25 protein-coding genes are annotated in these 23,094 nt (G+C 64.8%); 11 read left to right on the plus strand and 14 right to left on the minus strand.

Features of this window, described 5'->3' with window-relative positions; genetic code table 11:
- Positions 1-148 precede the first annotated feature (148 nt).
- The 3 genes from OXU32_00070 to OXU32_00080 are packed head-to-tail and all read left to right on the plus strand — an operon-like array spanning position 149 to position 1,806.
- Entirely contained in the window at positions 149-430 is a 282-nt protein-coding gene (locus OXU32_00070; GenBank protein MDE0072367.1) for a toxin, read from the plus strand.
- On the plus strand, positions 427-708 hold the full coding sequence (locus OXU32_00075; GenBank protein MDE0072368.1) for an antitoxin: 282 nt from the start codon (positions 427-429) through the stop codon (positions 706-708). The genes OXU32_00070 and OXU32_00075 overlap by 4 nt, the downstream gene beginning before the upstream one ends.
- On the plus strand, positions 709-1,806 hold the full coding sequence (locus OXU32_00080) for a saccharopine dehydrogenase NADP-binding domain-containing protein (GenBank protein ID MDE0072369.1): 1,098 nt from the start codon (positions 709-711) through the stop codon (positions 1,804-1,806).
- Here OXU32_00080 and OXU32_00085 read toward each other — a convergent pair.
- Both OXU32_00085 and cueR read right to left on the minus strand, forming a co-directional pair.
- Positions 1,784-2,887 (minus strand): ABC transporter substrate-binding protein, encoded by a 1,104-nt coding sequence (locus tag OXU32_00085; protein MDE0072370.1) that lies wholly within the window; start codon positions 2,885-2,887, stop codon positions 1,784-1,786. The two genes, OXU32_00080 and OXU32_00085, sit on opposite strands and share 23 nt — an antisense overlap.
- 52 nt (positions 2,888-2,939) lie before the next feature.
- The gene (gene cueR / locus OXU32_00090) at positions 2,940-3,341 is read right to left on the minus strand and encodes a Cu(I)-responsive transcriptional regulator (protein ID MDE0072371.1); all 402 of its coding nucleotides are present in this window, start codon (positions 3,339-3,341) and stop codon (positions 2,940-2,942) included.
- 174 nt (positions 3,342-3,515) lie between these two features.
- Between cueR and OXU32_00095 the strand changes: the two genes are divergently transcribed.
- On the plus strand, positions 3,516-5,645 hold the full coding sequence (locus tag OXU32_00095; GenBank protein ID MDE0072372.1) for a copper-translocating P-type ATPase: 2,130 nt from the start codon (positions 3,516-3,518) through the stop codon (positions 5,643-5,645).
- 8 nt (positions 5,646-5,653) lie between these two features.
- Here the strand turns inward: OXU32_00095 and OXU32_00100 are convergent, their stop codons facing one another.
- Positions 5,654-6,034 (minus strand): VOC family protein, encoded by a 381-nt coding sequence (locus tag OXU32_00100; GenBank protein ID MDE0072373.1) that lies wholly within the window; start codon positions 6,032-6,034, stop codon positions 5,654-5,656.
- Between the two features lie 161 nt (positions 6,035-6,195).
- Between OXU32_00100 and OXU32_00105 the strand changes: the two genes are divergently transcribed.
- Positions 6,196-6,975, plus strand: a complete 780-nt coding sequence (locus tag OXU32_00105; protein MDE0072374.1) for a DUF4377 domain-containing protein — start codon at positions 6,196-6,198, stop codon at positions 6,973-6,975.
- A 43-nt stretch (positions 6,976-7,018) separates the two neighbouring features.
- On the opposite strand, the gene OXU32_00110 is transcribed toward OXU32_00105, so the two are convergent.
- The 4 genes from OXU32_00110 to OXU32_00125 all read right to left on the minus strand — a co-directional run bounded on the left by OXU32_00110 (position 7,019) and on the right by OXU32_00125 (position 10,467).
- Complete coding sequence (locus OXU32_00110; protein MDE0072375.1) at positions 7,019-7,552, minus strand: hypothetical protein; 534 nt, start codon at positions 7,550-7,552, stop codon at positions 7,019-7,021.
- Between the two features lie 41 nt (positions 7,553-7,593).
- Positions 7,594-8,826, minus strand: a complete 1,233-nt coding sequence (locus OXU32_00115; GenBank protein ID MDE0072376.1) for a hypothetical protein — start codon at positions 8,824-8,826, stop codon at positions 7,594-7,596.
- 39 nt (positions 8,827-8,865) lie between these two features.
- Positions 8,866-9,852, minus strand: a complete 987-nt coding sequence (locus OXU32_00120; GenBank protein ID MDE0072377.1) for an alpha-L-glutamate ligase — start codon at positions 9,850-9,852, stop codon at positions 8,866-8,868.
- A 309-nt stretch (positions 9,853-10,161) separates the two neighbouring features.
- The gene (locus OXU32_00125) at positions 10,162-10,467 is read right to left on the minus strand and encodes a transcriptional regulator (GenBank protein MDE0072378.1); all 306 of its coding nucleotides are present in this window, start codon (positions 10,465-10,467) and stop codon (positions 10,162-10,164) included.
- 185 nt (positions 10,468-10,652) lie between these two features.
- Between OXU32_00125 and OXU32_00130 the strand changes: the two genes are divergently transcribed.
- The gene (locus OXU32_00130) at positions 10,653-10,874 is read left to right on the plus strand and encodes a type II toxin-antitoxin system HicB family antitoxin (GenBank protein MDE0072379.1); all 222 of its coding nucleotides are present in this window, start codon (positions 10,653-10,655) and stop codon (positions 10,872-10,874) included.
- The gene (locus OXU32_00135; GenBank protein MDE0072380.1) at positions 10,867-11,085 is read left to right on the plus strand and encodes a type II toxin-antitoxin system HicA family toxin; all 219 of its coding nucleotides are present in this window, start codon (positions 10,867-10,869) and stop codon (positions 11,083-11,085) included. Before OXU32_00130 ends, OXU32_00135 begins: the two co-directional genes overlap by 8 nt.
- Positions 11,086-11,147: 62 nt before the next feature.
- On the opposite strand, the gene OXU32_00140 is transcribed toward OXU32_00135, so the two are convergent.
- The 6 genes from OXU32_00140 to OXU32_00165 form a co-directional block, all read right to left on the minus strand.
- On the minus strand, positions 11,148-11,789 hold the full coding sequence (locus tag OXU32_00140; protein ID MDE0072381.1) for a hypothetical protein: 642 nt from the start codon (positions 11,787-11,789) through the stop codon (positions 11,148-11,150).
- Positions 11,790-12,007: 218 nt separating this feature from the next.
- Positions 12,008-12,310 carry a hypothetical protein gene (locus OXU32_00145; GenBank protein MDE0072382.1) on the minus strand — a complete coding sequence of 101 codons (303 nt, stop codon included), beginning with the start codon at positions 12,308-12,310 and terminating at the stop codon, positions 12,008-12,010.
- A 27-nt stretch (positions 12,311-12,337) separates the two neighbouring features.
- Entirely contained in the window at positions 12,338-13,507 is a 1,170-nt protein-coding gene (locus OXU32_00150) for a hypothetical protein (GenBank protein ID MDE0072383.1), read from the minus strand.
- Between the two features lie 104 nt (positions 13,508-13,611).
- Entirely contained in the window at positions 13,612-14,088 is a 477-nt protein-coding gene (locus tag OXU32_00155; GenBank protein MDE0072384.1) for a hypothetical protein, read from the minus strand.
- Between the two features lie 352 nt (positions 14,089-14,440).
- Positions 14,441-15,154 (minus strand): class I SAM-dependent methyltransferase, encoded by a 714-nt coding sequence (locus OXU32_00160; protein ID MDE0072385.1) that lies wholly within the window; start codon positions 15,152-15,154, stop codon positions 14,441-14,443.
- A complete protein-coding gene (locus OXU32_00165) occupies positions 15,151-15,381 on the minus strand; it encodes a hypothetical protein (protein ID MDE0072386.1) in 231 nt (76 codons plus the stop codon). Before OXU32_00165 ends, OXU32_00160 begins: the two co-directional genes overlap by 4 nt.
- Before the next feature lie 372 nt (positions 15,382-15,753).
- Between OXU32_00165 and OXU32_00170 the strand changes: the two genes are divergently transcribed.
- Entirely contained in the window at positions 15,754-16,938 is a 1,185-nt protein-coding gene (locus OXU32_00170; protein ID MDE0072387.1) for a PDDEXK nuclease domain-containing protein, read from the plus strand.
- Positions 16,939-16,950: 12 nt separating this feature from the next.
- On the opposite strand, the gene OXU32_00175 is transcribed toward OXU32_00170, so the two are convergent.
- A complete protein-coding gene (locus tag OXU32_00175; GenBank protein MDE0072388.1) occupies positions 16,951-18,210 on the minus strand; it encodes a hypothetical protein in 1,260 nt (419 codons plus the stop codon).
- 237 nt (positions 18,211-18,447) lie between these two features.
- Here OXU32_00175 and OXU32_00180 point away from each other — a divergent pair, with 237 nt between their 5' ends.
- The 3 genes from OXU32_00180 to OXU32_00190 all read left to right on the plus strand — a co-directional run bounded on the left by OXU32_00180 (position 18,448) and on the right by OXU32_00190 (position 23,011).
- Positions 18,448-19,092 (plus strand): hypothetical protein, encoded by a 645-nt coding sequence (locus OXU32_00180; GenBank protein ID MDE0072389.1) that lies wholly within the window; start codon positions 18,448-18,450, stop codon positions 19,090-19,092.
- 140 nt (positions 19,093-19,232) lie between these two features.
- Complete coding sequence (locus OXU32_00185; GenBank protein MDE0072390.1) at positions 19,233-19,805, plus strand: hypothetical protein; 573 nt, start codon at positions 19,233-19,235, stop codon at positions 19,803-19,805.
- A 461-nt stretch (positions 19,806-20,266) separates the two neighbouring features.
- Entirely contained in the window at positions 20,267-23,011 is a 2,745-nt protein-coding gene (locus OXU32_00190; GenBank protein ID MDE0072391.1) for a hypothetical protein, read from the plus strand.
- Positions 23,012-23,094 lie beyond the last annotated feature (83 nt).

Consider the following 23,094-nt stretch of genomic DNA (forward strand, 5'->3'; position numbering starts at 1 on the left):
CCTCGATTCGCGGCCGTTGGCCAGCCAAAAGTAGACGCGAACCCGGAAGCGTGGAAGCTTGAGCGAATGGAACGGAAGCTGATGATCTACGGTGCGACCGGGTGTCACAAGTGTTGACAACATGCACACGTTGGATGTTGATTGGATCATGCCTCCCGACTTCGATTGGAACGTGGAGAAGAACGAGCGACTCGTCGAGCAACGAGGCATCTCGTTCGAACGCATCGTTTCCGCCATCGAGCAGGGCGGTTTGGTGGATGTCCTGGAGCATCCAAATCAGGACCGGTACCGGGGCCAGATGATCTACGTCGTCGACGTTGAGGAGTATCTCTACCTGGTACCGTTCGTTACCAGTGCGGACGGCACGCGTTTCTTGAAGACCATCATCCCCAGTCGAAAGGCGACGAGACACTACCGGAAGAGGCGATGATCGTGAGTGACCAGTTGAACACCGAAGAGCGGGAGATCCTGGAGGCATTCGAACGAGGTGAATTGAGGCCCGCTCCGAGGGCGGATCGTGAGATGCAAATCGCGCCTCAAGCGGCCCGCAGTACCTTCAAGAAGACCCGAAGGGTCAACCTGCGGGTAACGGAACTCGACTTCTCCCGAGCCCACGCGAGGGCGCGCGAGGAGGGCATTCCCTATCAGACGCTGTTGTCGAGCGTCATCCACAAGTACCTGGCGGGACGGCTGGTAGAGAAGCGATAGATGATGATCTACGGCGCGACCGGGTACACGGGCCGGCTGGTCGCGGCGGAAGCGGTCGAAGCCGGCGTGCGGCCCGTGCTTGCTGGCCGCGATGCGGAAAAGCTCGGAGTTCTGGCCGATTCCTTGAGCGCCGCGGTGGACGGGGAGTCCCGGGGCTCGCCGCTCGAGACCCACGCGTTCGGCCTGGACGAGCCGGCGAGGATCGCCACGGCCCTGCGGGACATCGACGTGGTGCTGCACTGCGCCGGCCCCTTCTCCCGCACCGCGCTGCCGATGTTCGACGCCTGCGTCCGGACCGGTACGCACTACGTCGACATTACCGGCGAGATCAGCGTCTGCGAGGCGCTTGCGGCCCGGGATGCGGAGGCGCGAGAGGCAGGGGTCATGGCGCTGCCTGCGGCCGGCTTCGACGTCGTGCCGAGCGACTGCCTGATCGCCGATCTGGCCGCACGGCATCCCGACGCGCGCATCCTGCGGCTGGGCCTGTTCGTCCGTTCCGGAGCCTCGCGCGGCACGATGAAGACGGCGCTGGAGGGCGTAAACGCGATTCGCATCCGGCAAGGCGGCGTCATCACGCGGGTCGCCGCAGGCAGCCTGCGGCACGCGTTCGACTTCGGGCGCGGGCCGGCCGCAGCTCTCGTGACACCCTTGGCGGATGTCTCGACGGCCTGGTGGTCGACCGGCATCGAGAACATCGAGACCTACTATCGCGCCGGGAGAAGACTCCCGCAGCTCATGCGGTTGAGCCGGTGGTTCGGCTGGCTGCTGGCCGGGCGTACGGCCCAGGCCCTGCTGCGCAGCTGGATCGACCGTGGACCCGAGGGACCGAGCGACGCGCAACGCAGGACCAGCGAGGGGATCCTAGTCGCGGAGATCGAGGATGCCCGGGGCCGTCGCGCCGCCGCCCGCATGCGCGTTCCCGATCCTTACGGATTCACCGCGAAGACCCTGGTGGCTATGGGGGTGCGCGTGCTGGACGGCGACTTCAAGGCCGGATACCAGACACCGTCCTCGGCGTACGGCGCCGACTTCGTCCACGAGTTTGATGGCGTGGAGTGGGAGGTGCTGGCGTCCCCTAACGCGCCAGCCAGGTGCTGAAGCGTTCGTTCAGTTCGTCCTGATGGTCGACCCAGAAGGCCCAGTCGTAGCGCAGGGCGCGCGCGGCATTGGCGGGGCTCGCCGGCATGTGCGGCTCCATCTCGACACCGGTGGCCAAGTGGGTCGTCACCAATGGCATGCCGGACTTGCGGGTGGGTGAGTAGGAGATTCGGCGGCTGATCCGCGCGAGCGACTCGGCGCTGGTCGCGAGGCCCACGTAGCGCAGCGCCGCTTCGAGCCTCGGTGTGCCCCGGACGATCCCGATCTGGCCGAAGGCGAGCAGCTGGCCATCCCAGATGATCACGAACGGCTGGCCCTCCAGGACCTGCGCGTTGAAGATGCGCCCGTTGTACGCGGTGCTCATCACCACTTCGCCGTCGGCCAGCATCTGCGGCGGCTGGGCGCCGGCCTCCCACCAGATCACCTGGTCCTTGATCGTATCGAGCTTGCGGAAAGCGCGGTCGAGCCCTTCGGGCGTGCTCAGAGTCGGATAGACCTGGTCGCGGGGCACGCCGTCGGCAAGCAGCGCAAACTCCAGATTCGCCTGCGCAAGACGCCGCATCCCGCGCCGGCCCGGAAACCTCTCCAGATCGAAGAAGTCGGCCATGCTCGCGGGCTTCTCGCCCGGGATAGTCTCCTCGTTGTAGACGATCACCGTGGACGCGTATAGGAAGGGGGCGCCGCAGACAGTCTGCGTCTCGGCAACGAAGTCCTCGGCTGCCGGCGTGCCATCGTAACCGGGAGGCAATGCGTCGATGTCGATCGGCTCGAGCAGCCCTTCGTCGCACGCCTGCACCGCGTCGGCGATCTCCAGGCTGACGACGTCCCACTGGATGTTGCCGATGTCCACCTGGGCGCGGATTTCGGCGAGCCCGCCGTTGTACGCCCCGAGGTTGACGGGGATGCCGGTCGCCTCGGTGAAGGGGACGATGGTGGCCTCCTCGACGGCACGCCCGTAGGAACCACCCCACGACACGACGGTGATCGGCTCCGGCTGGTCCTGTCCGCACGCGGCGGCGGCGAGGATCACCGCGAAAGCCAGAATCAGTCTTGCGCGCAACTCGGGGCGTGAACGCTTCATGGCTGTCTCCTGCCGGGGCGCGAGGACCCGGGGCCCGGGAGCAGAGTAGCGGTCACAGATCCGTGTGTCGGTTGCCGAGGCTGTCGATGATCGGACAATCCGGCCGGTGATCGCCCTTGCAGGCGCCGACGAGATGGGTGAGCTCGTCGTGCAGAGACTGCAGTTCCCGCCGTTTCTCCGCGACCTCCGCGAGCCGCGCCGCCGCAATGCGCTTGACGTCGGCGCTCGAGCGGTTTCGATCTTCGTAGAGGCCGAGCAGCTCCCTGCACTCGGCAATGGAGAACCCGAACTCCCTCGCCCGGCGGACGAACACGAGTTTCAACACCGAGCGGTCGTCGTAGGTCCTGTATCCAGCTCCGGTTCGCAGCGGCGCCGATACCAGCCCGATGTCCGCATAGTACCGGACCGTCTTCACCGGCAATCCAGCAGCCTTCGCAGCGGCGGAAATCTTCATCGCAGAGCCCCAAGCCTCCATCACAGAGCCCAAGCTTCCATCACAGGGCCCCTTGACTCTCCAGTTACTGGAAAGATTAGGATGCCAGGCAAGGAACAGTCAACCGGCGCCGACGAGTTCAACCGTCCCTCGTGTTGGAGGAGGCACGTCGGGGCTGCACAGGAGGATTGGCGAATGGCGGAATCCCAGCCGGGCGGCACGATCTACACCTGCCCGATGCACCCCGAAATCACGCAGGCCGGGCCTGGTTCATGCCCGATCTGCGGCATGGCGCTCGAACCGGTGATGCCCGAGCCGGCCGCCGGGCCGAACCCGGAGCTCGTCGATTTCCGGCGCAGGCTCTGGATCGGCGCACCACTGGCGCTGGCGGTCCTCGCGCTCGAGATGGGCGGCATGCTGGGTCTGCCGTGGGACACGTGGCTCGGGGCGGCCGCGGTCCGCTGGCTCCAGTTCGTGCTGGCCACGCCGGTTGTCGCCTGGGTCGCGCAACCCTTCTTCAGACTGGGCTGGCGATCCATCGTCACCGGCCATCTCAACATGTGGACGCTCATCGCGATCGGGACCGGCGCCGCCTATGCGTTCAGCGTCGTCTCGCTGCTGGCGCCCGGCATCTTCCCGGAGGCGCTGGCGGAGGGACGCTACCCGCCGCTGTACTTCGAGGCGGCGGCCGTAATCCTGATTCTCGTCCTCGTCGGACAGGTGCTGGAGCTGACCGCCCGCGACCGGACGGGCGACGCGATCCGGGCGCTCATGGACCTTTCGCCGAAGACCGTGCGGCGGGTGACGGATGCGGGCGACGAGGATGTCCCGCTCGACGCTGTGGTGGTGGGGGACCGGCTGCGGGTGCGTCCCGGCGAGGCGGTACCGGTCGACGGCGCCGTCGTCGAAGGTCGCTCCTCGGTCGACGAGAGCATGATCACGGGCGAACCGGTGCCGGTCGAGAAGGTCGGGGGCGATCCGGTCACGGGCGGCACGCTGAACAGGACGGGCTCGTTCGTGATGGAGGCGGAGGCCGTGGGCGGCGACACCGTCCTGTCCCGAATCGTCGCCATGGTTGCCGAGGCGCAACGCTCGCGAGCGCCGATCCAGGCGCTCGCCGACCGGGTTTCCTCCTACTTCGTGCCGGCCGTAGTCGTGATCGCCGCGCTCTCGGTCGTTGCCTGGCTGATTCTCGGTCCCGAGCCGGCGCTCGGCCATGCCGTGGTGGCCGCCGTCAGCGTCCTCATCATCGCGTGTCCCTGCGCGCTCGGTCTCGCCACGCCGGTGTCGATCATGGTGGCGACGGCGCGGGGCGCCCAGGTCGGGGTGCTGCTCCGCGACGCCGAGGCGCTGGAACGGCTCGCGGGGGTCGATGTCCTGATCGTCGACAAGACGGGTACGCTGACCGAGGGCCGCCCAGCCCTGACGGATGTGATGGCGTTCGGCGACACGTCCGAGGACGAGGTGCTCGCGTTCGCCGCCGCGGTCGAGCGCGACTCGGAGCACCCGCTGGGCGAAGCCATTCTCCGGGGTGCGGCAAAGCGGGGCGTCGAGCCCCTCAAGGTGGCGGACTTCGAGGCGGTCACCGGCGGGGGCGTGACGGGCCGCGTCGGAGGGTCTGTGGTCGTACTCGGCAACGCGGCGCTGATCGACGCGCACGGTGTCGACGTTTGGGTGGCCGGTCCCCGGCTGGCCGAACTGCAGGGCGAGGGCAAGACGGCGATGCTTCTGGCCGTGGATGGCGTGCTCCGCGGGATCGTCGCCGTCGCCGATCGCATCAAGGAGACCACGCCGAGCGCGATCCGCCGCCTGCGCGCCGCAGGCATCGAGATCGTCATGGCGACGGGCGACAGCCCCCGAACCGCCGAAGCCGTGGCCCGCGAACTCGGGATCGACGAGGTGCAGGCCGGGATCTCTCCCGCGGAAAAGGCCGAGCTTGTCGCTCAAGTCCGTGCGAGGGGCCTGTCGGTGGCCATGGCGGGCGACGGCGTGAACGACGCCCCCGCGCTGGCCGGCGCGGACGTGGGCATCGCCATGGGCACGGGCGCCGACGCGGCCGTCGAAAGTGCGGGCGTGACGCTGGTGAAGGGCGACCTCGGAGGCATCGCGCGGGCGCGCGTCCTGGCGCAGGGGACAATGCGCAACATCCGCCAGAACCTGTTCTTCGCCTTCGTCTACAACGCTGCCGGTGTGCCCGTGGCGGCGGGCGTGCTCTTCCCCGTCTTCGGGATCCTGCTCTCACCGATGCTCGCTGCTCTGGCGATGAGCCTTTCGTCGGTCTCGGTCATCGGCAACTCCCTGCGCCTGCGCGGCATTCGTTTGTAGAGACTCCGCTACGCCGGTTCGGTGAAGGCGAGGTAGTATCCGTTCGGGTCCTGGATCGCGAATTCCCGCATGCCGTATTCCATGACCTCGGGGCCCCACGCGAACCGGACGGCTTGCTCGAGCTCCCTCGCCAAAGCCATCACGTCGCGGGCTCGCACGTAGAACGTGCCGCTGCACACGGGCTCGGCCGGTGTCCCGCGCGGCGGATCAGTGTAGAACTGCAGCGAGATGCCGTCACGGGTCACCTCACCCCAGATCGGTGTCCCAGCGCGCGGATAGATGCCGGTGCGCGTGAACCCGAGTCGCTCGTAAAAGGCGATGGTCTCGTCCAGGTCCCTGACCAGTAGCGATGGTACAAGCTGTGGTCCGAGCAGGGGCGGTTCGGTCATCGTCATCTCCTGGTTTGGTCTACGCGCCTTGAGTGTTCGCGGTAGGGAACGTATCAGACTGCATCGAATAATATCCCCCCTACCTTGGTGCCGGTCGTGGCCGGTGCCGAAGGCACCCGCTTCCCGAAAACGGCGAGCAGCTGTAACGAAGTATGACTCCGATGCGCATCCGTAGCCTGGCTCTCTTCTGGCTGGCGGCCCTGGTCGTTGCCGGTTGCGACCTTCTCGGGCCCGAGTACATCGAGACCCGGGAGGTAACCGTGGGGCCCACGCTGGCCAAGTGCTACGGTGTGGGTCCGCAGTCGTGCATGGTGGTTGACGGCGGGTTGTTCTACGACGGGATCGAAGGATTCGACTACGAGCCCGGCTACGACTATCGCCTCCGCATCGGCAAGTACGATCCCTGGGGCGGGGGAGAACCGCCGCAGGATGCCGGCCGGTACGCCTATCGTCTGCTGGAGCAACTGGAGAAGACCGTCGCACCGTCCACCCCCGCTACCCTGTCGCTGGCTCCGACGCGGGTGACCTGCATCCAGGGTGACGACTTCTGCCTGGTGCTGGACGGCGAATTGTACGACGACATGATCACCAGCTTCGAATATGAGGCGGGCGATCACTATATCCTCGTTGCCAACAGGTATCGTGACGGCCGGTACCTGCTGAACGAGATTACTTCGAGAACCAGGGCAGCGGGCACGGAGGAGGAGATCACCATCGACCGCCACCGGGTGGAGTGCGGCGACGGCCATCCCGGATACTGCAAGGTCGTGGACGGCGCGCCCTTCCGGGGCGAGATCGTCGGCTTCCAGCCCGCGCACGACTACGACTATCGTCTGCGCGTCGACAGATTCGACATGTTTCCCGAAGACGTGACCGGAGCGCCGTACATTCCGGCGTACGGGTACCGCTGGCTGGAGACGCTCGAACGTACGACCGGCTGATTGTCGGTTGGAGGTGCGCAAATCGAAGCGATCGCCGCCCCAGCTATTCGGCGCCCCGCTCCTTCCACTCCACCGCGTGCGGCACTCCTTCGCTCGCCAGCTCTTCCAGGATGGCGCGCACCGCGTCCGCAAGGCGCTCGTCGAAGAGATGGGTGTGGTTGAGGTACCAGGCCACCCAACCCTCGCTGAGCAGGTGCTCCTTGAACGAGCGACGGTAGGACTCCCACATCTTCTCTTCCATGGCTCCGGTCTCCCGCTGGTAGACCAGGTTCCCCATGTGGCGGAAGATCGCCGTCATATAGGAGGTCCAGCGCAACCGCTCCCCGGCCGTGAGTCGATCCGGGTCGTCGGCGGCGCGGGCGAGGAAATCGGCCAGTTCGGGGTCCCGGAAGACGTGCTCGAGCAGGCGGATGCTGTTCTCGACCATCGAGTTGAAGGTTGCCGCGCGTACGCTCCTCGTGTGGCGCTGCGTCTGCTCGATGCCGAGCCTCATCCGGCGCGCGACCAGAAGCAGCGACGCCACGACCCCCACGGCACCGATGAACTCGCCGAGGTTGCCGAGGGTGTCCAGGTTCATTGGGGAAGCGTCAACGAGGCGTGGTGGTGAGTGGGGTTGAATCAGCGCATCCCTTCCGGCAGGCGCCTCACTGCCACATAGGGCACATCCAGGTCGTCCGTTTCCACGAAGGCGACGAGGCCGTCGGGACCGAAGGCGGAAGGCATCGCGGTGGAGCCGGGCGGGAAGGTGCCCAGGTAGCGTCCGTCCGACGAAATGAGGTCGATGCGGGTGCCCTCCGTGTTTCCGTCGCCCCGGTGAAGGACCCAGATGGTGCCTTCCCAACTCGTGGTCAGGTCGACGACTACGGGGATCTCATCGAAGAACTCCATCGCCTCGATCTGGCCGCGGCGCATTTCTCTCATTTGCTGTTGAAACGAGTTGCCGCCGCGAACGGGCGCGAGTGCTTCCAGGCGCCGCTCGATCTCAGCGGCCCTGATGCGGCCCGTCGCCGGGCGGGGTTGGAACGGACGGGTCAGGATCCGTGTCACGAGGCCGCCCGGCACGGCAGACTTGATCGCATACGTGGAAGAGTCGGTGTACACGAACGCTCCGCTGGGCAGCACGCCCGCCCTGAGCACCGGCCTGAATCCCTCCGCATTACCGGGGGGCCGCCACCCCGCGGCAACCGAGTCGATGCGGACCTCGTCGCCACTCAGATCATAGCTCAGGACATGCCGGAACGAGGGTTCCGACGACTCGTCGCCCGGATCGGCGGTCATTCTCAGATAGCGGACCTCGGATGTCGCGAGGACTCGATCCATTCCCGGGAAGACCTGAATGCCGCCAATCATCGCAGCGCTCATCTGCGCACCTGGAAACCGGGCCATGCGTTCGAATTGGCCGTCGGCATCAAAGAGGGTGAATCCCATTTGTCCCAGGTCGTAGACGGTCACGCGCCCATCCCGCATGACCGTGAACTGCAGCATTGGCGCGGTGTCGCTTCCAAACTCTCCGGGGCCTTGTCCTTCTCGCATGAACTGGCGCAACAGGTTGGCTTGCAGGTCGACGACGTTGATCCGCACCGCCTCGGTGTCGAGGATGTAGAGGTTGCCGGCACCGTCGAAGCCGACCCCCGCGACGCGGCCGAAGGTGTCCCAGCCGTCCCCATCCAACGAGCCCACCCGGTAGATGTCCTCGAAGTCGGCGACGAGGGGCCGGTCTTCGGCCGGGAGTTCGATTACTTCCTGGGCGGCAAGTGGGTGGGCGAGCCCTGTGAGTATCGCGAGGGACAGCGTGGCCAATGCGACGGCCGTCGCATAACTCGTCCGCTCCTGCGTCATCTTCCCAGCCATCGTTCGTCTCCTGTGGCGTTGCGGCTACGGCATCCCTCGCTAACACGCGATGCGCTGCGGCCGAAGGTCCGGCATCGCCACCCTGCGTACATACCGGGCCACCGTGCGCATGCCATCGACTCCGATCCGGGCGCCGAACGCCTGATTGTAGTTGGTTGTGCCGTTGATGTCATACGTGTAGCGGTTGCCGCGGGCATCCTCCACGAATTCGATTCCGGCGATCTCGATCCCCTCCTCGATGCAGAGCCGGATGTACCTCTGGACCAACGGGTCGCCGGCCGCGATCGGCGAGGGGCTGAAGAGGTCGGCAGCATCCGTGCCGCCCGCACCCGTCCAGAAGCTCTCGCGGTTCGGAGGCATCGGATTGCAGGCATCCGAGGGGCAGAGTTCGAACCCCCCGGCCGTGGAACTCCGCATCGCGAACACGAAGCGGCTGCCAACGATCTCCACCCTCGTGATGAATGGTTCGGGTGCCGGGATGTACTGCTGCAGGATCACCCGGGCGCCGGGCCCGGCGTCGAAGCTCCTGTCGTCGAGATGTTCTTCGAGCTTCCCGGGGTCCTGGAAGAGCCGGATGCCCAATCCCTTGCCCCCCTGATCGTGCTTGGAGATGAACGGGCCGTCGAAGGTTGCGGCCGCTTCGCGCACATGCTCCTTCCCGACGGCCAGCACCGTCCGCGGCGTCCTGATCCCGTGTCGCCGCAGGACGAGGTCCTGGCGAAGCTTGCTCATCTCCAGCTCGAAGGCGCCCAGCCCGTTGATCACTCGACGGCCGTGGGACTCCAGCCAGAACAGGAGCTGGCGAGCCAGCTCCACCGTGTGGACGTGACCCCGGGTGTGCGAGGACGGGCTGATGCGGTTCATCCAGATGCCCTCTGGAGGAGGCGCCGACGGGTCGACGATCCCCTCGTTCACGTGCACGAGGCGGACGCGGAAGCCTTCGCTCTCGAGGGCCTCCTGGAGTGGCGGGATCCAAACAATATTCTCGTAGAGGATATTTATTGTCGGTAGCACAGGGCTGATCATGGTTCTCTCTGAGGTTTGGGCAGGGTCGAACGGCGGATCGGGAGCACGAAAAAACCGCCCGGATCGGCTGACCGGGGCGGCTCGGAAGCGGCTTGAGCTCGGGACTCAGCGCGTCAACACACCCGGATCCAGGCGGAACATGGACACGAGCACCTACAGGGGCAGGTCGCTCCGCGAGCGCGGGGGGATCGGATGTCGGTTGCGTGGATCATGGCGAGGGAAGATGTCGGAAACCGGTTTGGGGGACAAGCGCGGCCGGTCAGCGGTCTCAGCCAAGGCGATCCACGGTTGGCCTTTGGTGCGAATCACTCACCCGCCGAGAGCCCGCAAAACTGCTTCGGGCTCGCGGTCGATGACCGTGAGCAGGACGCGGGCTGCGCGGTCGGGCACCCGCCGTCCCTGTTCCCATTCCTGAACGGCCCGTACATGGAGGCCGAAACTGTCGGCGAACCTCTGGCGGCTCAGCTTCATCCGCTTGCGCAGCGCCAGGATGTGCTCGGGGGCCGGGTCGTCGACGATTCGGCAGGGAAGGGGTCTGGTGCCACGCACATGGGCGAGCACTTCGCCGAGGGCTCCCTCCAGCTCGTGTCCCAAATCGGTTCGCTGGCTAGTCATCGGCATCGCTCCTCCTTCTTGATCGCGGCAACGAGTCACGAAGAGCATAAGGTGCGGCAATGCCGTATCCAGAGCAACAGCACTCTGGGGCCATGGCGGTCCGGTTGCTGGAATCTGCGAACCCCCCCACCTTCGACGGGTTACAAGACCCGCTGCAGCCGGGACAGCTTGAAGGGAGATTTGAGATGAAGAGGCACTTGACGGCGATCGTCGAACGTGAAGGCAACGGGTACGTAGCTTTATGCCCGGAGGTGGATGTTGCCAGCCAGGGAGACTCCGTGGCCGAGGCGCGCGCGAATCTCCAGGAAGCAATCACGCTCTTCCTCGAAACGGCGTCCCCCGAAGAGATCGAAAGACGCTGGCGCAGCGAAGTCTATGTGACCCAGGTCGAGGTCGCGGTTGGGTAGGCTGCGTGTTCTTTCCGGTCGCGATGTCTGCCGGATTCTTGCTTCTCACGGCTTCCTCGAGGTCCGACGACGAGGCAGCCATATCGTGATGCAGAAACTCGAAGAGACGGGAACCGTCACTGTGCCGATCCCGGATCACCGCGAGTTACGCACCGGCACGCTGAGATCGATCATCAGGCAGTCCGGGCTGTCCCGTTCGGAATTCGAGTGACGGCGTCGGTTGCATGGCACTCGGGCCGTCCGCACCCGCTCGGACGTCTGGATGGGGTGGCTTCACGGAAGAATCAGCGGCCCCAGCCACAGGACCCATAAAGGACCACCCACGGCCACGCTGCCCACCAGCGTCGGGACGACGATCCGGATCCTCCGGCCTCGGGGAATCGCTGTTACGAGGAACCAGTATCCCAGCACGAGACAGGTGAGACCGAGCAGAAGGAGAAGGGTCTCGGGGATCCCCGTGAGGGCCGCCAACCAACCCTCGTCCGTGTTCGATGGGAACGGCAGCCGACCGCGGAGCTTCGAGACCAGGATCGGAATCGCTCCCAGCCAGCGCAGCGGGGTCACGAGCCCGACTCCGAGAACCACTGAGAGCGGGCCTGGGCCGAAACGGCGGACCGCAAGCACGCAGGCGATGACCGTCAGGTAGGTGACGATCACTCCCGCGGCCACGCCGACCGCCACCTGCCACGGTTGAACGATCGCCGCCGCCGCCTCCACGTCCCCCGCCCGCACGAGCCTGCCGAACTCCCCGGAACCGGACCAGCTGGCAGAGCCGTACCGCAGGACCGGATCGGGGAATCGGAACGCGACGAACGCCGCGAAGTGCCCGAGTTCGTGTACCAGCACCGCGATGGGGAAGGCGATCGCGCCGCCGCTGACGCTGGTCAGCCATTTGCCGGATCGTAGCCAACTCATCGGATCACTAGGGGTTGGTGGTTTCGTCAGAAGGTCGCCCTCCGACCTCCGAACGTGTATCCCACCGCGTCCGTCATTCGGTGGTGATCGGATCGTTGATTTCGTCTGCGCTTGGGCGATGGATGGACCTGTTTCTACGGCACCAGGATCCCGGCGTGCATCGTGGTCATCGACAAGCGGAACGGTATGCGCCCATGCCTACCGAATCACGGCCACCATCAGAACGGGAAGCGGCAGCGGAACGGCAACCAGCAGTGCTCGTCCCACCAGTCGTAGCCTTCGTCCGTCTTGAGGTCGAGCCCCTCGGGTGCTGCCCCATCTGGCGCGAAGGCCTCGGTGACCAGCTTGCCGAACGGAGAATTGGGGTTGGCGTCATCACCGCTGAACGACACGTCAACGTGCCGGTAGGGCGTGCTGACGATGTCCAGGATCTCCCGGGCGGTCAGCCCCGTCCTGGCGCGAACTGCGCCGAGGGCGACCGCGGTGTCCGCTATGGCGTACCCTGCGTTGTGATTCCCCATCACGCCCCTCCCTTCACTCACTTCAGGTTACCGATTCTCCACGAACGCGTGCACCGCGACCCGCTGGACATCCACGTCATCCAGTGTTCGTACCAGCGCCCAGTCCCGGCCGATGTCCAGCAGGAGCGTGCGGGGAGGCAGCACGAGCGTACGGATCCATGTGCCATCCGCGGCGAAGGCGAACCACTCACTTGGCTCTCCCGGGCGAACGTAGTCGTGCACCCATAGTACGCCGTCGTCTCCGATCATGAGTCTGTCGTAAGCGGGAAAGACATCGGGCACGTTCTCGCTTTCCCATGCCCACCGGCGCTCGAAGCGTGCGCGCCAGTCGGGATTGCCGCCACGCCGGTAGCTTCCCTCAAGCGCGTCACGGTATCGGTCGACATCCCTCTGCGTCACGTTCAGATCCGGCCCCTGCCAGCGGATCCGCCGAATCGTCTCGCCCGTCCACCCAATCAGTTCCACCTCGTAGTCCTCGCTGCTTCCAAGCCAGATGCCCTCATTGGCCGCAGTAATCGCTACGCTGTGCTCCCAGATGCTTCCGGGCATGGCGCTCCCGGGTCCGAGATATCTCCTTTCCGAGCCCGGGATCCGCTGGCGCACCGTGGTGGCGGCAGTGTCGCCCAACTCCACCCAGCCAAGCGTCATCAACTGACGGTAGAGTTCTTCGGACGCGAGGCCCTCGATGGTTTGGTCGCTGTCTCCCGTGAAGCCCAGGCGCCCGTTCGGTGCGCACCCAAACCGCCGGATCGGCAGTCCGTTGTACAACAGACGGTAGTCGTCGACGAGATCCCCTTCGTCGTTGAACACGGAGACTCGTTGGGTCCAGATGTCGTAGACGACGATCCGGTCCGCGCTCACGCACCCGTGGACGATCTGGACGTTCTCGAATTCCCCTGGACCTTCGCCTTCGCGGCCGCGGCTCCACAGATGTTCGCCGTCCGCGCCGAAACGCTGGATACGGAAGTTCATCCGGTCGGACACTACCAAGCTGCCATCGGCGAGCAGCGAGCCAGCGTTGATTTCGCCGAAGAGGTATTCGTCAGGCCCGTCGAGCATCCCGACAGACAGCACTGGATCGGCCGACAGGCGCACTTCAGCGGCGGGTCGCGACTGAATGGACTGCGCGCCGATGAACTGACTTGCCGTGGCCAGTGCCAGTGCCGACAAGGCGGCTGCCAGAACGAGAAACCTCATTGCGACGACTCCGCGTGCTCGGAAGACCTGGGAAGTTGCCAATCGTAAGGCGCAGGGGTCCGGGCCACAACTCGGACGCGCTGGACTGCCGAGACGCTTTCGAGTCACGTTGTCCCCATTCGCTCCGCCGCCTCGATGAACCGGCCACGGATGTCGGCCGCAACCTCCTTGACCTGCCGTGGGGCACGAATCTGATTGCCTGCGTGTTCCTCAAGGGCGACGACGAGAGGCCAAAGGTCGGCGGACCTGGCGGTATCGTCGGCGAAGACAGCCAGCAGATCACGGGGCGAGATTCCGGCTCCGACCAATGCCGGCACCAGGCGTAGCATTTCGTGTATCGTCGCTTCGTGGTCTGACGGGGAGGCAGCGTAGGCGACCCGGAACTGCCCGATCGAGGCTCGATGTTCGGCTCGAACCGCCAAAGCCAGAGCCCTCGCGCCGGCGATGCGACACTTGAGCCACGCGACCCAGGGCACTCCAAGGAACTCTTCGCTGTCGTTCGTCCAGAGGCGGGCGATGTCTTCCAGTTGGCGGCAACTATCGAGCGCTTCGTCGGCAAGACCGATCTCAGCCTGCGCCATGCACTTGTAGCTCAGGGCAACGGCCGTGTGCCGTCCGATTCCTCGACGAAGCACCTCCGACTCCGCTGCCTCGACAGTCGCCCGAGCATGGTCGATGCCACGCGGATGTCGACACGACCATTACCATGACTCGGGTGGCCTCGAAGGTCGCACCGGCGGCCGTCGTCAGGACGATGTCCGTCCCCCCGTAGTCGACCTCCGTCACCGCTTCCAGGAACCGGATGTCCAAGCCATCCGCCAGAACGTCGGCGACCTGCCCGTATCCGGAGGAAGGTGCGACGAGTCAGCGCGGCGGACGAGGCGTGGACACGGCGTTCATGCGGAATGTCGGGCAAAGCGAAACGGTGACTTGTCATGTCCGCTTCCAGATTGCCTCCCACTGGACCCAGCGGCCCGCTTCCGGGGGCGTGCGCACCGCAACGTCCTCACGAGGTTCAGCCAGGAGAGCAAAACCATCGCGGGTCAAGGCCAATAGTTCGTCGCGCGCATAGAAGTGGACGGGGAGACCGCGCTTGGGACCGGCTTCGTACAAGACCGTGAACCCGCCAAGTTCATTCCGTTCGATGACGGTGTGCGGCCACCGCACCTGAGTCGACGCGGCATTGACGCGAAGGAAGAAGAGGCCACCGAGGGACAGCAGCGACCTGACTCGCGAAAAGTACTTGGACACGTCGGCAGCTACGCCATGCTGAAGCACCTGAATGGCGATCACGTAGCCGAAGCGGTGCTGGCTGGCGAACTCCCGGAAGTCGGCGCAGATCAGTCGCGCGGGCTTCGCAGACTCTCGGGCGGCCAGTTGGCGAAGCGCTTCGGCCGAAAGATCGAGACCGAAGAGCCGCAGTCCCGACCTCGCGAGCGGAAGGTAGTTGCGACCGTTTCCGCACCCTATGTAGAGCCCCTTACTCTCGGCGAGCGAGCTGGCGCGCAGCGTGGCGAGGATCTCTGCCGTGAAGGGGAGGGGAGGCTCGTCGGCGTATCGGCCCTGGCGATACTCCGTGTCCCAGCGAGCCGAGACCAGAGATCGATTCGTCTTGATCGTGGTCACCCGATGCGACAGTTGGCTCACGCCGCCCGCACCCGCTCGATGAACTCTTCGCCGGTACGGCATTCCAGCGACGCGCCGCTCACCTTGTCGATGTCTTCGGAGTCGGAGAACTCCGCAAACAGCTTGGACAAACGCCCGGCCGTCTCCTCACCGAATCTTCGGGTCGCCAGTTGGCCCAGAACCTGCCGGGCGCCCTCCCGCGCTCCCCGGTCGAACAACTCATCCAGACTGCGCTCGAATTTGCCCACCACCACCTCCCCACGTTCTAGGTTTGCCTGATCCAATAGCACGCACGGATCGTCCCGCCTTCGACCATTCACCACTAGCTGCGGATCGTTCCGGGAACCGCAGCGGAGCCGACGGGGAAGGCTGCTCTCCACGAGACCAGGCGGAAGCGTCCTGATTCCGACCGGTGAAAGAGGTCGCCCACCCAAGTTGGGCCGCTCCAGGGTCCCTCGCCGCGGTAACGCAACAGCCTGATTTCGACGGCCTGAGCAATCCGTCTCATACCGCCATGTATTCGCCCAGCCAGCGATCCGATACTTACCGGCGGCACCGGGCTCACAGCCTCGCACGATGCCGCTCTGCCGCCAAGCGAGCCCCCCTGGCCGGAGTCCGGATTGGATCGAAAGGACGACAGGCATCTCCTGCTGCTCTCACAGCCATTCGACTTCGAACGCCTCGTCGAGTTGTGTCGGCACACGCATGAGGAGACGCGGCGTTCGGCTGCCCGCGCCGTGGATCGCTCGCTGGTCGTGCGGAATTGGCTGTTCGGATGGTACATCGTGGAGTACGAGCAGAGGGGCGCAGACCGGGCCGAGTACGGCGCGCAGGCGCTCAGGAAGCTCTCGGCGGCGCTGCAGGAGAGGATCGGACGGGGGTTCTCCGTGCGATACCTGAGGCAGTTCCGGCGTTTCTACGTGGAGTTCAAGGAGGTCGTGCCGGAGTTCGAGAAGCGGCGGACGGCGTTTTCCGTTTCCGTCACCGAGAAGATTCGGCAGACACTGTTTTCCGAATTGCCCGTTTCGCATGGCGAGGAGTCAGGGGCTTCAGTGCCCGTCCTCCTTCTGCAGCGGTTCCCGCTCGGCTGGTCCCACTACGTCACCCTGCTGTCGGTAACCGACCCCGAAGCCCGCCGTTTCTACGAGATCGAGGCCGCGGACAACGGCTGGAGCGTCCGCGAACTCAAACGGCAGCTGGACAGCTCCCTGTACGAGCGGCTCGCGCTCAGCCGCGACAAGCACGAGGTTCGCCGTCTCGCCCGCGAGGGACAGGTCGTCGAAAAGGCGTCGGACCTGATCAAGGATCCGGTGGTGCTGGAGTTCCTCGGTCTGGAGGAGACGCCTGCGTATTCCGAGAGCGACCTGGAGATCGCCATCATCGACCGGCTCCAACAGTTCCTGCTGGAGCTTGGCAAGGGCTTCCTGTTCGAGGCGCGCCAGAAGCGCTTCAGCTTCGATGACAGTCACTTCTTCGTCGATCTCGTATTCTACAACCGCCTGCTGCGCTGCTACGTGCTGATCGACCTCAAGACCGGGAAGCTGACCCATCAGGATCTCGGCCAGATGCAGATGTACGTGACCTACTTCGACCGCTACGTGAAGACCGATGACGAGCTGCCGACCGTCGGGATCCTGCTCTGCGACCGGACAAACGACGCCGTGGTTGAGCTGACGCTCCCCGAGGACGCCAACATCTACGCGTCGAAGTACCAGCTGTATCTGCCGTCGAGAGACGAGCTTGCCGATCAGGTGGCGAGAGTTCGGCGGGAGATTGAGGGGTGGGGAGGTAGGGGGGATGGATGACGCAGCAGTTCCTCACCGGTTCCATCTGGCTCGAAATCTCGAAACTCGTGTCTCATCTACCGACTCGCCGCCAAGAAAGAACAGCGTTTCGTCATCGCCCCCGACCAGGCGGCCCGGAACCGCGGTGTAGACGTTCCGCAGATTCAGATCGGCATCATACTCGGCAAGCAACGACACGCCGTTTTCTCCCGAACTCCTGTACTGTCTGTACACACTGCCCCCGACGTACGCGGCGCCGATGGTCATGGTCGCTCGTTCGATCCATTCGCGCGTTGCCTGATCCATGGCAACCGGCTCGTCGCGCGGCAGCAACTGCGACCATAGAGGCGGCTCCGACGCCTGCGTGCAGATGTGAGCGCCGGTCTCGGAGAACAGATGAACGGCGGGTGTCACATCGAGCCCCAGGGCCAGCGAGCCGCCCGGTAAGGAGACCGCCCAAACACCATCGACGATCATCCGGGTATCGAAGAGGAGTTGGTCGGCGGGAAGGAACGATTCCGAGCTGGTTCCGTCAAGGGAATAGATCCTGGCCATGTCATTCCCTTCCCCCGGCGTGGTGACCATCCCTCCGATGAGAAAGGCGGATTCATCAATGGCCACCACAGTTCTTGGGTCCAGTTGGTCGCCTAGCGGGAACGTACTCAGGACCTCGCCCGTCGTGTCGAAGAGCGTCGCGAGCACTCTGCCGGCATCAAGGGTCAGGATCCGGTCGTCCGACAGGAATACGGCACCCATGAGAGCCGTGAACTCGCCAGGACCCTCGCCTTCACCCCCGATCACCTGGACGATACGCCCTTCGCTGTCGGCAACCTTCAGGTCGAGACTGCGGCTGTCTGTCAGAAGGAGTTGGCCGGACGGCGAAACACTCAGCGTCCTGATGGACAGCACGGCGGTGGGGCCGGTAGCGCCGAACACCAGAGGCTCAAGCTGGGTGAACGCGCCTGCGAAGTTCCGTGTGGCGACGTCTGCAGGATGGGGACCGCATTGCAGGCCGGTCGCGGTTTGCGGCTCCTGGTCGCAGTTGAACGAGAGTAACGCGGCAACCAGCAGCGACAAGGGCCTGGCCCGGGCGTAGCCACGGGAATCCGGGTCGATCATGGTTCGTTGAGTCCTCATGGTTGAAAGCGGACCGATGTCTTCGACCAAGGCAATTCCTTCGATGCCTCTCGCCGCCCCATCGGTTGCCCAGACGTTGCGCTGCGCAAGATGGCCGCGTTTCTCGACCGGGACTTCCGAAGGATCGAAACCTACCTGAAGTACGCCCCGCGACATCTACGTCGGGTTGTTCGGGCGGAACTACGGCAGTGAGGATGCCGGGCCGGCGCGCATGAATCTACGGCCGCTGACGACCCAACCACCCGGAAACGAGGAAAGAGTCTCCTTGGCATCAAACAAGAGTAATACCGTGCCGGTTGGCACGGTTTGCCGTTCCCGCCGGTAGGACAACTGACAGCCAGCAACGGGCCGGAACGTCGACCCAACCGACGGTGGCCGAATGGGAGGTGTGCGATGATCGAAGATATCAGGGGTGCTGCAAGCGGATTCGGGGTGCGCTGGACCGTTCTCTGCGGGCTCGGCCTGGCGGGCGGGCTGGCCGTCGGCTTGGGCCTGGCAGCACCGGTCGAGGCGGTCGTGGGCATGATGTTGGTGACGCCCGTCATCCTGGCGTTGGCCGGCTCGATGTTCGGCGCCGCCCAGTGGCTGGCCCTGGGAAGGAACCCGCGGTTGGGCGCGTCATGGGTCGCGACCTCGGGTATCGGCCTCGGTATCGGCATGACCATCGGCATCGTGTTGGTCGAGATGCTCGGCCAGGCATTGGCCGACGAGCCAATGCGCCTGCAGGCGCTCGACATGCTCGGCCGACTCGGCGGGTTGACGTTCGTCGGGGCATTCGCCGGCCTGGGGCTGGGCGCGGCGCAGTGGCTGACGCTTCGTCCCGCGGCGCCGATGGCTCGCCGGTGGATAGTCTTGTGCGTCGCCGGATTCGGCGCCGGACTACCCGCCGGCAGTTTGGCCGCGGAGCTCGTGGGGGGGCTCCAGAGCCCGGTCGGTTTCGCCGCTTTCCTGGGAGTCGCCGGATTGACACTGGGAGTGTTCACGGCCAGGGGCGGGGCGGCGATTGCCGCCGGACTCACGCCTCGACGCGCAGACTGAACCGGCGGCGCGGCTCCTGACGCGGGTAATCCAGCCCGATCCGGTCTCGACCATTCTGGTGAGCGCCCACCGCAATGGCGGGCTGGATGGACGTTCGGTGCCGTCGTTTGGCTTATGGCTTACTCTGCAGCAGGGGCGTGATGACGAAAAGCGATCGATCCGGGCTTCTCGAGGACGCCATCCAGGTCGCGCTCGACAACCACCGAGGTGAAACCGACCAGGACGGCGAGGTCTTTGTCCGGCACCCGCTCCGCGTGATGGAGAACGTTCCGGAGGACGCGCGGGTGGTCGCTGTCCTGCATGACGTGGTCGAGGATGGAGGGTCGATCGACGCGGTGCGCGCGAGGCTGACCGTGGAAGAGCTCCAAGCTCTCAACCTGCTCACGCGGAAGGCCTCGGATCCCTATGACACCTATATCGAGCGGATTGCAACGTCCGAGAACCGGATCGCGGTTTGGGTGAAGCGGGCCGATTTGACCGATAACCTGAGGCCTTGCCAGAACTGTCCGGAACACCTCCGGCCGAAGTACGCGAAATCACTCGAGCGGCTCGGCCAGCTGGATGAATTCGACAACGACGAGGAACGACCGCTTGACGGATCGTCACCGGTGGCGAGGCATCCAACGAGGGCGGCGGACGCTGCCTCGGCAGACGGCGGAAAGGATAAACCTTGGCGGACGCAGTGGCCATGTTGGACGGCGGAGTCTACCTGAATGCCGGGATGAAGAGCGGAGAGACTCCTGCTCCACATCGCGTTGACGCGCCTATGGCGAGAGTTCGGGCAATCGTCGCCGGTCGGTGGAGGATCTGACCCCCGGATCTTGAACATCCCACTGTGTGGAGTTGACCTCCGCCCTTCCACGCAGGGTAGGCGACGGGCTTGCTCCGGCGCAACGCAAGGTCCTGCCGTGCGGCAGTTTGAGGTTGGATTACGAAATAATCTCCTGATTCAGGTGAGAAGGGCGGATCGGACACCCCAAACGCCCGGAGCTACACAATTCCGAGCTGTGCGCGACTTGCAAATCCTCTTGATATCGCTCTGACGTTCTCCGGGCGACTCTAGCGTAACGCAAACGCAACGCCTAGCATTGGATCCTGCCAAGCACAACGCAGGTCCGGGACCGGTGCTGCGGGATCGGGTCGCTGGACCCAATAATGCGCCGAGAGGCCGGCCATGTCCCGTCCCACTCTCCTCATTGTGTTCCTCGCGTCCTTGGGACTGCTGGTCGCGGGGTGCAAAGGAGAGTACGACCCGACCCTGCCTCCGGAAGGCGCAACGACCCTTGCGGTCACACCGGAGACCCATGAACAGGCGGCGTTGGGTGCGACGGTCCAACTCACTGATCGTGAAATCCTGGAGATCTTCTATCACGCCACGGACGGGCCGAACTGGGCCAACAGCACCAATTGGTTGACGGATGCCCCTCTCGGGGAGTGGTACGGCGTTAAGACCGATGAGCAAGGCCGGGTCCAGAGGCTGCGCATCGGCTGGAACAACCTCTCTGGCTCCATCCCACCAGAACTGGGCGACCTATCGCACCTGACACAGCTACGCATCCGTGCAAACGATCTTTCGGGCGGCCCGATTCCACCCGAGCTTGGCAACCTCGCCAACCTGACAGAGTTGTGGCTCAACGGCCTCTCCAGCCCAATCCCGGCTGAACTCGGCAACCTCGCCAATCTGACGGACTTGTCCCTGAGGGGCCTGTCAGGCCGGATTCCACCCGAGCTTGGCAACCTGTCACGCTTGACGTGGCTGGACCTCGTAGGAAACGATCTCTCGGACGGCCCAATTCCCCCCGAACTTGGACGCCTGTCGAACCTGACGCGTTTGCGCCTGAGTGGCTTTTGGGATTCGATCCCGTCCGAAATCAGCAACCTTGCCAACCTGAGAGAGTTGCGGCTCGGCCGGCTGACTGACTCGATCCCATCCGAGTTGGGCAATCTGTCGAGCCTGACAGACTTGTTTCTCAACGGAATGACCGGCCCAATCCCGCCTGAACTCGGCAACCTCGCCAGCCTCAGGAGGCTTTGGCTTCAGGAGAACCACTTCTCCAGTCCGCTTCCTCCCGAGTTGGGCAACCTCGGCAACCTGCATACCCTGTATATCCAAGCGAACGATCTGAAGGGTCCGATTCCGCCCGAACTCGGCAGCCTCACCAAACTGGAGACCCTGTGGCTTGAGGACAACGATCTGTCCGGGCCGGTGCCCGCTAATCTGAGCGGGATGTCAGACCTGCGCCATCTGGTCCTCACCGACAACCCGGGAATGGCCGGACCTCTGCCGGTCGAGATCACCGAGATACGCTGGCTTCAGACGCTCATGGCCGGGGGCACAGGTCTGTGCGCCCCAGCAGATCCTGGCTTTCGTAGATGGCTGCGGGCACGTGAGTCAAGCAGGATCAAGCCCTGCACTAACGGAAACTCGTCCGCGTACCTCGTACAAGCCATCCAGTCCCGGGAGTTCCCCGTCCCGCTGGTCGCGGGAAAGAGAGCGATGCTACGTGTGTTTCCCACCGCGACGCAGATCACCGACGTAGGCATTCCAAGTGTCGAAGCCCACTTCTTCCATGAAGGTCGCAAGACCTTCGTGATGTACATTCCGGGCAAGTCCGAGCCAATCCCCATGCGGGTGGATGAGGACTCCTTTGCCAAGTCTGCCAACGCTGAGATTCCGGGTGACATCATCCAACCCGGCCTCGAAATGGTGATCGAGATCGATCCCGACGGGACACTTGATTCGGAGCTTCTGGCGGCAACACGGATTCCTGAGACGGGGCGCTTGCCCGTCGAGGTACATGACATGGCCCTCTTCGACCTTAGGCTCATCCCGTTTGTATGGACCGAGACCCACGATTCCTCGAGGGTGGAACTGATCAGGGCCATCGCGGCCGATCCTGAGAATCACGAGACGCTCCGACCCGCCCGAACGTTGTTGCCGATTGGTGACATCAGGGTGACCGCCCATGAGCCCGTCCTGAGTTCAAGTAGCGACGCCCAAAGCCTGCTTCGCGAGACGATTGCCATTCGCTCCATGGAATCGGGCGAGGAGGGGGTCAGGTCCAGATACTACATGGGCATCCTGCCCCCGGGGTATTCGGGATACTCTTCTGGAGTCGCGTTGCTCGGCGGCAAGGAGAGCGTCTCCTCAGCCAATCCGCACACGATTGCGCACGAGCTCGGCCACAACCTGAGCTTGGGCCACGCGGCATGCGGTAGAGGTGCCGGGGGGCTCGACGCTGGGTATCCCTACCCTGACGGAAAGATCGGCGCTCGGGGCTACGACTTCGGTAGCGGCACGGTCGTGCCCCCTTCCCACAAGGATTTGATGTCTTATTGCGGTCCAACCTGGATCAGCGACTACCATTTCACGAAGGCGCTCTACAACCGCCCGAGCACCACGATTGATGCGGTGACGGCGTCTGCCCCCTCTGCTACTGCAACCAAGTCCATCCTCCTGTGGGGAGGAACCGACGCCGACGGAGTGCCGTTTCTTGAGCCCACCTTCCTGGTTGATGCGCAACCCGCGCTGCCCACCGCTGGAGGCGCGTACCGCATCAGCGGCCGGGCTGGAGCCGATGGGACTGAGTTGTTCTCCTTCACCTTCGACATGCCTGAGATCTCCGATGGCGATGGTGGCTCCAGCTTCGCGTTCGTGTTGCCCAGGCAGGACGCGTGGGAGGGCGATCTTGGCAGTATCACCCTCGCCGGGCCCGTAGGATCGTTCACGCTGGACAGAGACACCGACATGCCCATGACGATTCTGCGCGACCGGCGAACTGGGCAGGTGAGGGGGTTCCTGCGCGATCCACCACCCTCGACTCAAGCCGCTGCGGATGCGACGGATTCGGTCAGCCGCTCGACCGGGCTGGAGATGCTGTTCAGCCGTGGGATTCCAAGCCGAGAGGCTTGGCACTAACGCCGAACAGGGAAATGCGGGTGCCCCGGTGGCCACCGAGGACACCCGCCAGAAACCCAACTGTTGTAGAACGGTAGTCATCC

The organism is Gammaproteobacteria bacterium, from assembly GCA_028819075.1.
Classification (GTDB): domain Bacteria; phylum Gemmatimonadota; class Gemmatimonadetes; order Longimicrobiales; family Gaopeijiaceae; genus BD2-11.

Excerpts from the sequence above, each read along its gene's own strand:
- OXU32_00070 (MDE0072367.1), top strand. The coding sequence starts at position 149 with ATGCCTCCCGACTTCGATTGGAACGTGGAGAAGAACGAGCGACTCGTC.
- OXU32_00075 (MDE0072368.1), top strand. The coding sequence starts at position 427 with ATGATCGTGAGTGACCAGTTGAACACCGAAGAGCGGGAGATCCTGGAG.
- OXU32_00080 (MDE0072369.1), top strand. The coding sequence starts at position 709 with ATGATGATCTACGGCGCGACCGGGTACACGGGCCGGCTGGTCGCGGCG.
- OXU32_00085 (MDE0072370.1), bottom strand. The coding sequence starts at position 2,887 with ATGAAGCGTTCACGCCCCGAGTTGCGCGCAAGACTGATTCTGGCTTTC.
- cueR (MDE0072371.1), bottom strand. The coding sequence starts at position 3,341 with ATGAAGATTTCCGCCGCTGCGAAGGCTGCTGGATTGCCGGTGAAGACG.
- OXU32_00095 (MDE0072372.1), top strand. The coding sequence starts at position 3,516 with ATGGCGGAATCCCAGCCGGGCGGCACGATCTACACCTGCCCGATGCAC.
- OXU32_00100 (MDE0072373.1), bottom strand. The coding sequence starts at position 6,034 with ATGACCGAACCGCCCCTGCTCGGACCACAGCTTGTACCATCGCTACTG.
- OXU32_00105 (MDE0072374.1), top strand. The coding sequence starts at position 6,196 with ATGCGCATCCGTAGCCTGGCTCTCTTCTGGCTGGCGGCCCTGGTCGTT.
- OXU32_00110 (MDE0072375.1), bottom strand. The coding sequence starts at position 7,552 with ATGAACCTGGACACCCTCGGCAACCTCGGCGAGTTCATCGGTGCCGTG.
- OXU32_00115 (MDE0072376.1), bottom strand. The coding sequence starts at position 8,826 with ATGGCTGGGAAGATGACGCAGGAGCGGACGAGTTATGCGACGGCCGTC.
- OXU32_00120 (MDE0072377.1), bottom strand. The coding sequence starts at position 9,852 with ATGATCAGCCCTGTGCTACCGACAATAAATATCCTCTACGAGAATATT.
- OXU32_00125 (MDE0072378.1), bottom strand. The coding sequence starts at position 10,467 with ATGACTAGCCAGCGAACCGATTTGGGACACGAGCTGGAGGGAGCCCTC.
- OXU32_00130 (MDE0072379.1), top strand. The coding sequence starts at position 10,653 with ATGAAGAGGCACTTGACGGCGATCGTCGAACGTGAAGGCAACGGGTAC.
- OXU32_00140 (MDE0072381.1), bottom strand. The coding sequence starts at position 11,789 with ATGAGTTGGCTACGATCCGGCAAATGGCTGACCAGCGTCAGCGGCGGC.
- OXU32_00145 (MDE0072382.1), bottom strand. The coding sequence starts at position 12,310 with ATGGGGAATCACAACGCAGGGTACGCCATAGCGGACACCGCGGTCGCC.
- OXU32_00150 (MDE0072383.1), bottom strand. The coding sequence starts at position 13,507 with ATGAGGTTTCTCGTTCTGGCAGCCGCCTTGTCGGCACTGGCACTGGCC.
- OXU32_00155 (MDE0072384.1), bottom strand. The coding sequence starts at position 14,088 with ATGGCGCAGGCTGAGATCGGTCTTGCCGACGAAGCGCTCGATAGTTGC.
- OXU32_00175 (MDE0072388.1), bottom strand. The coding sequence starts at position 18,210 with ATGTCGCGGGGCGTACTTCAGGTAGGTTTCGATCCTTCGGAAGTCCCG.
- OXU32_00180 (MDE0072389.1), top strand. The coding sequence starts at position 18,448 with ATGATCGAAGATATCAGGGGTGCTGCAAGCGGATTCGGGGTGCGCTGG.
- OXU32_00185 (MDE0072390.1), top strand. The coding sequence starts at position 19,233 with ATGACGAAAAGCGATCGATCCGGGCTTCTCGAGGACGCCATCCAGGTC.
- OXU32_00190 (MDE0072391.1), top strand. The coding sequence starts at position 20,267 with ATGTCCCGTCCCACTCTCCTCATTGTGTTCCTCGCGTCCTTGGGACTG.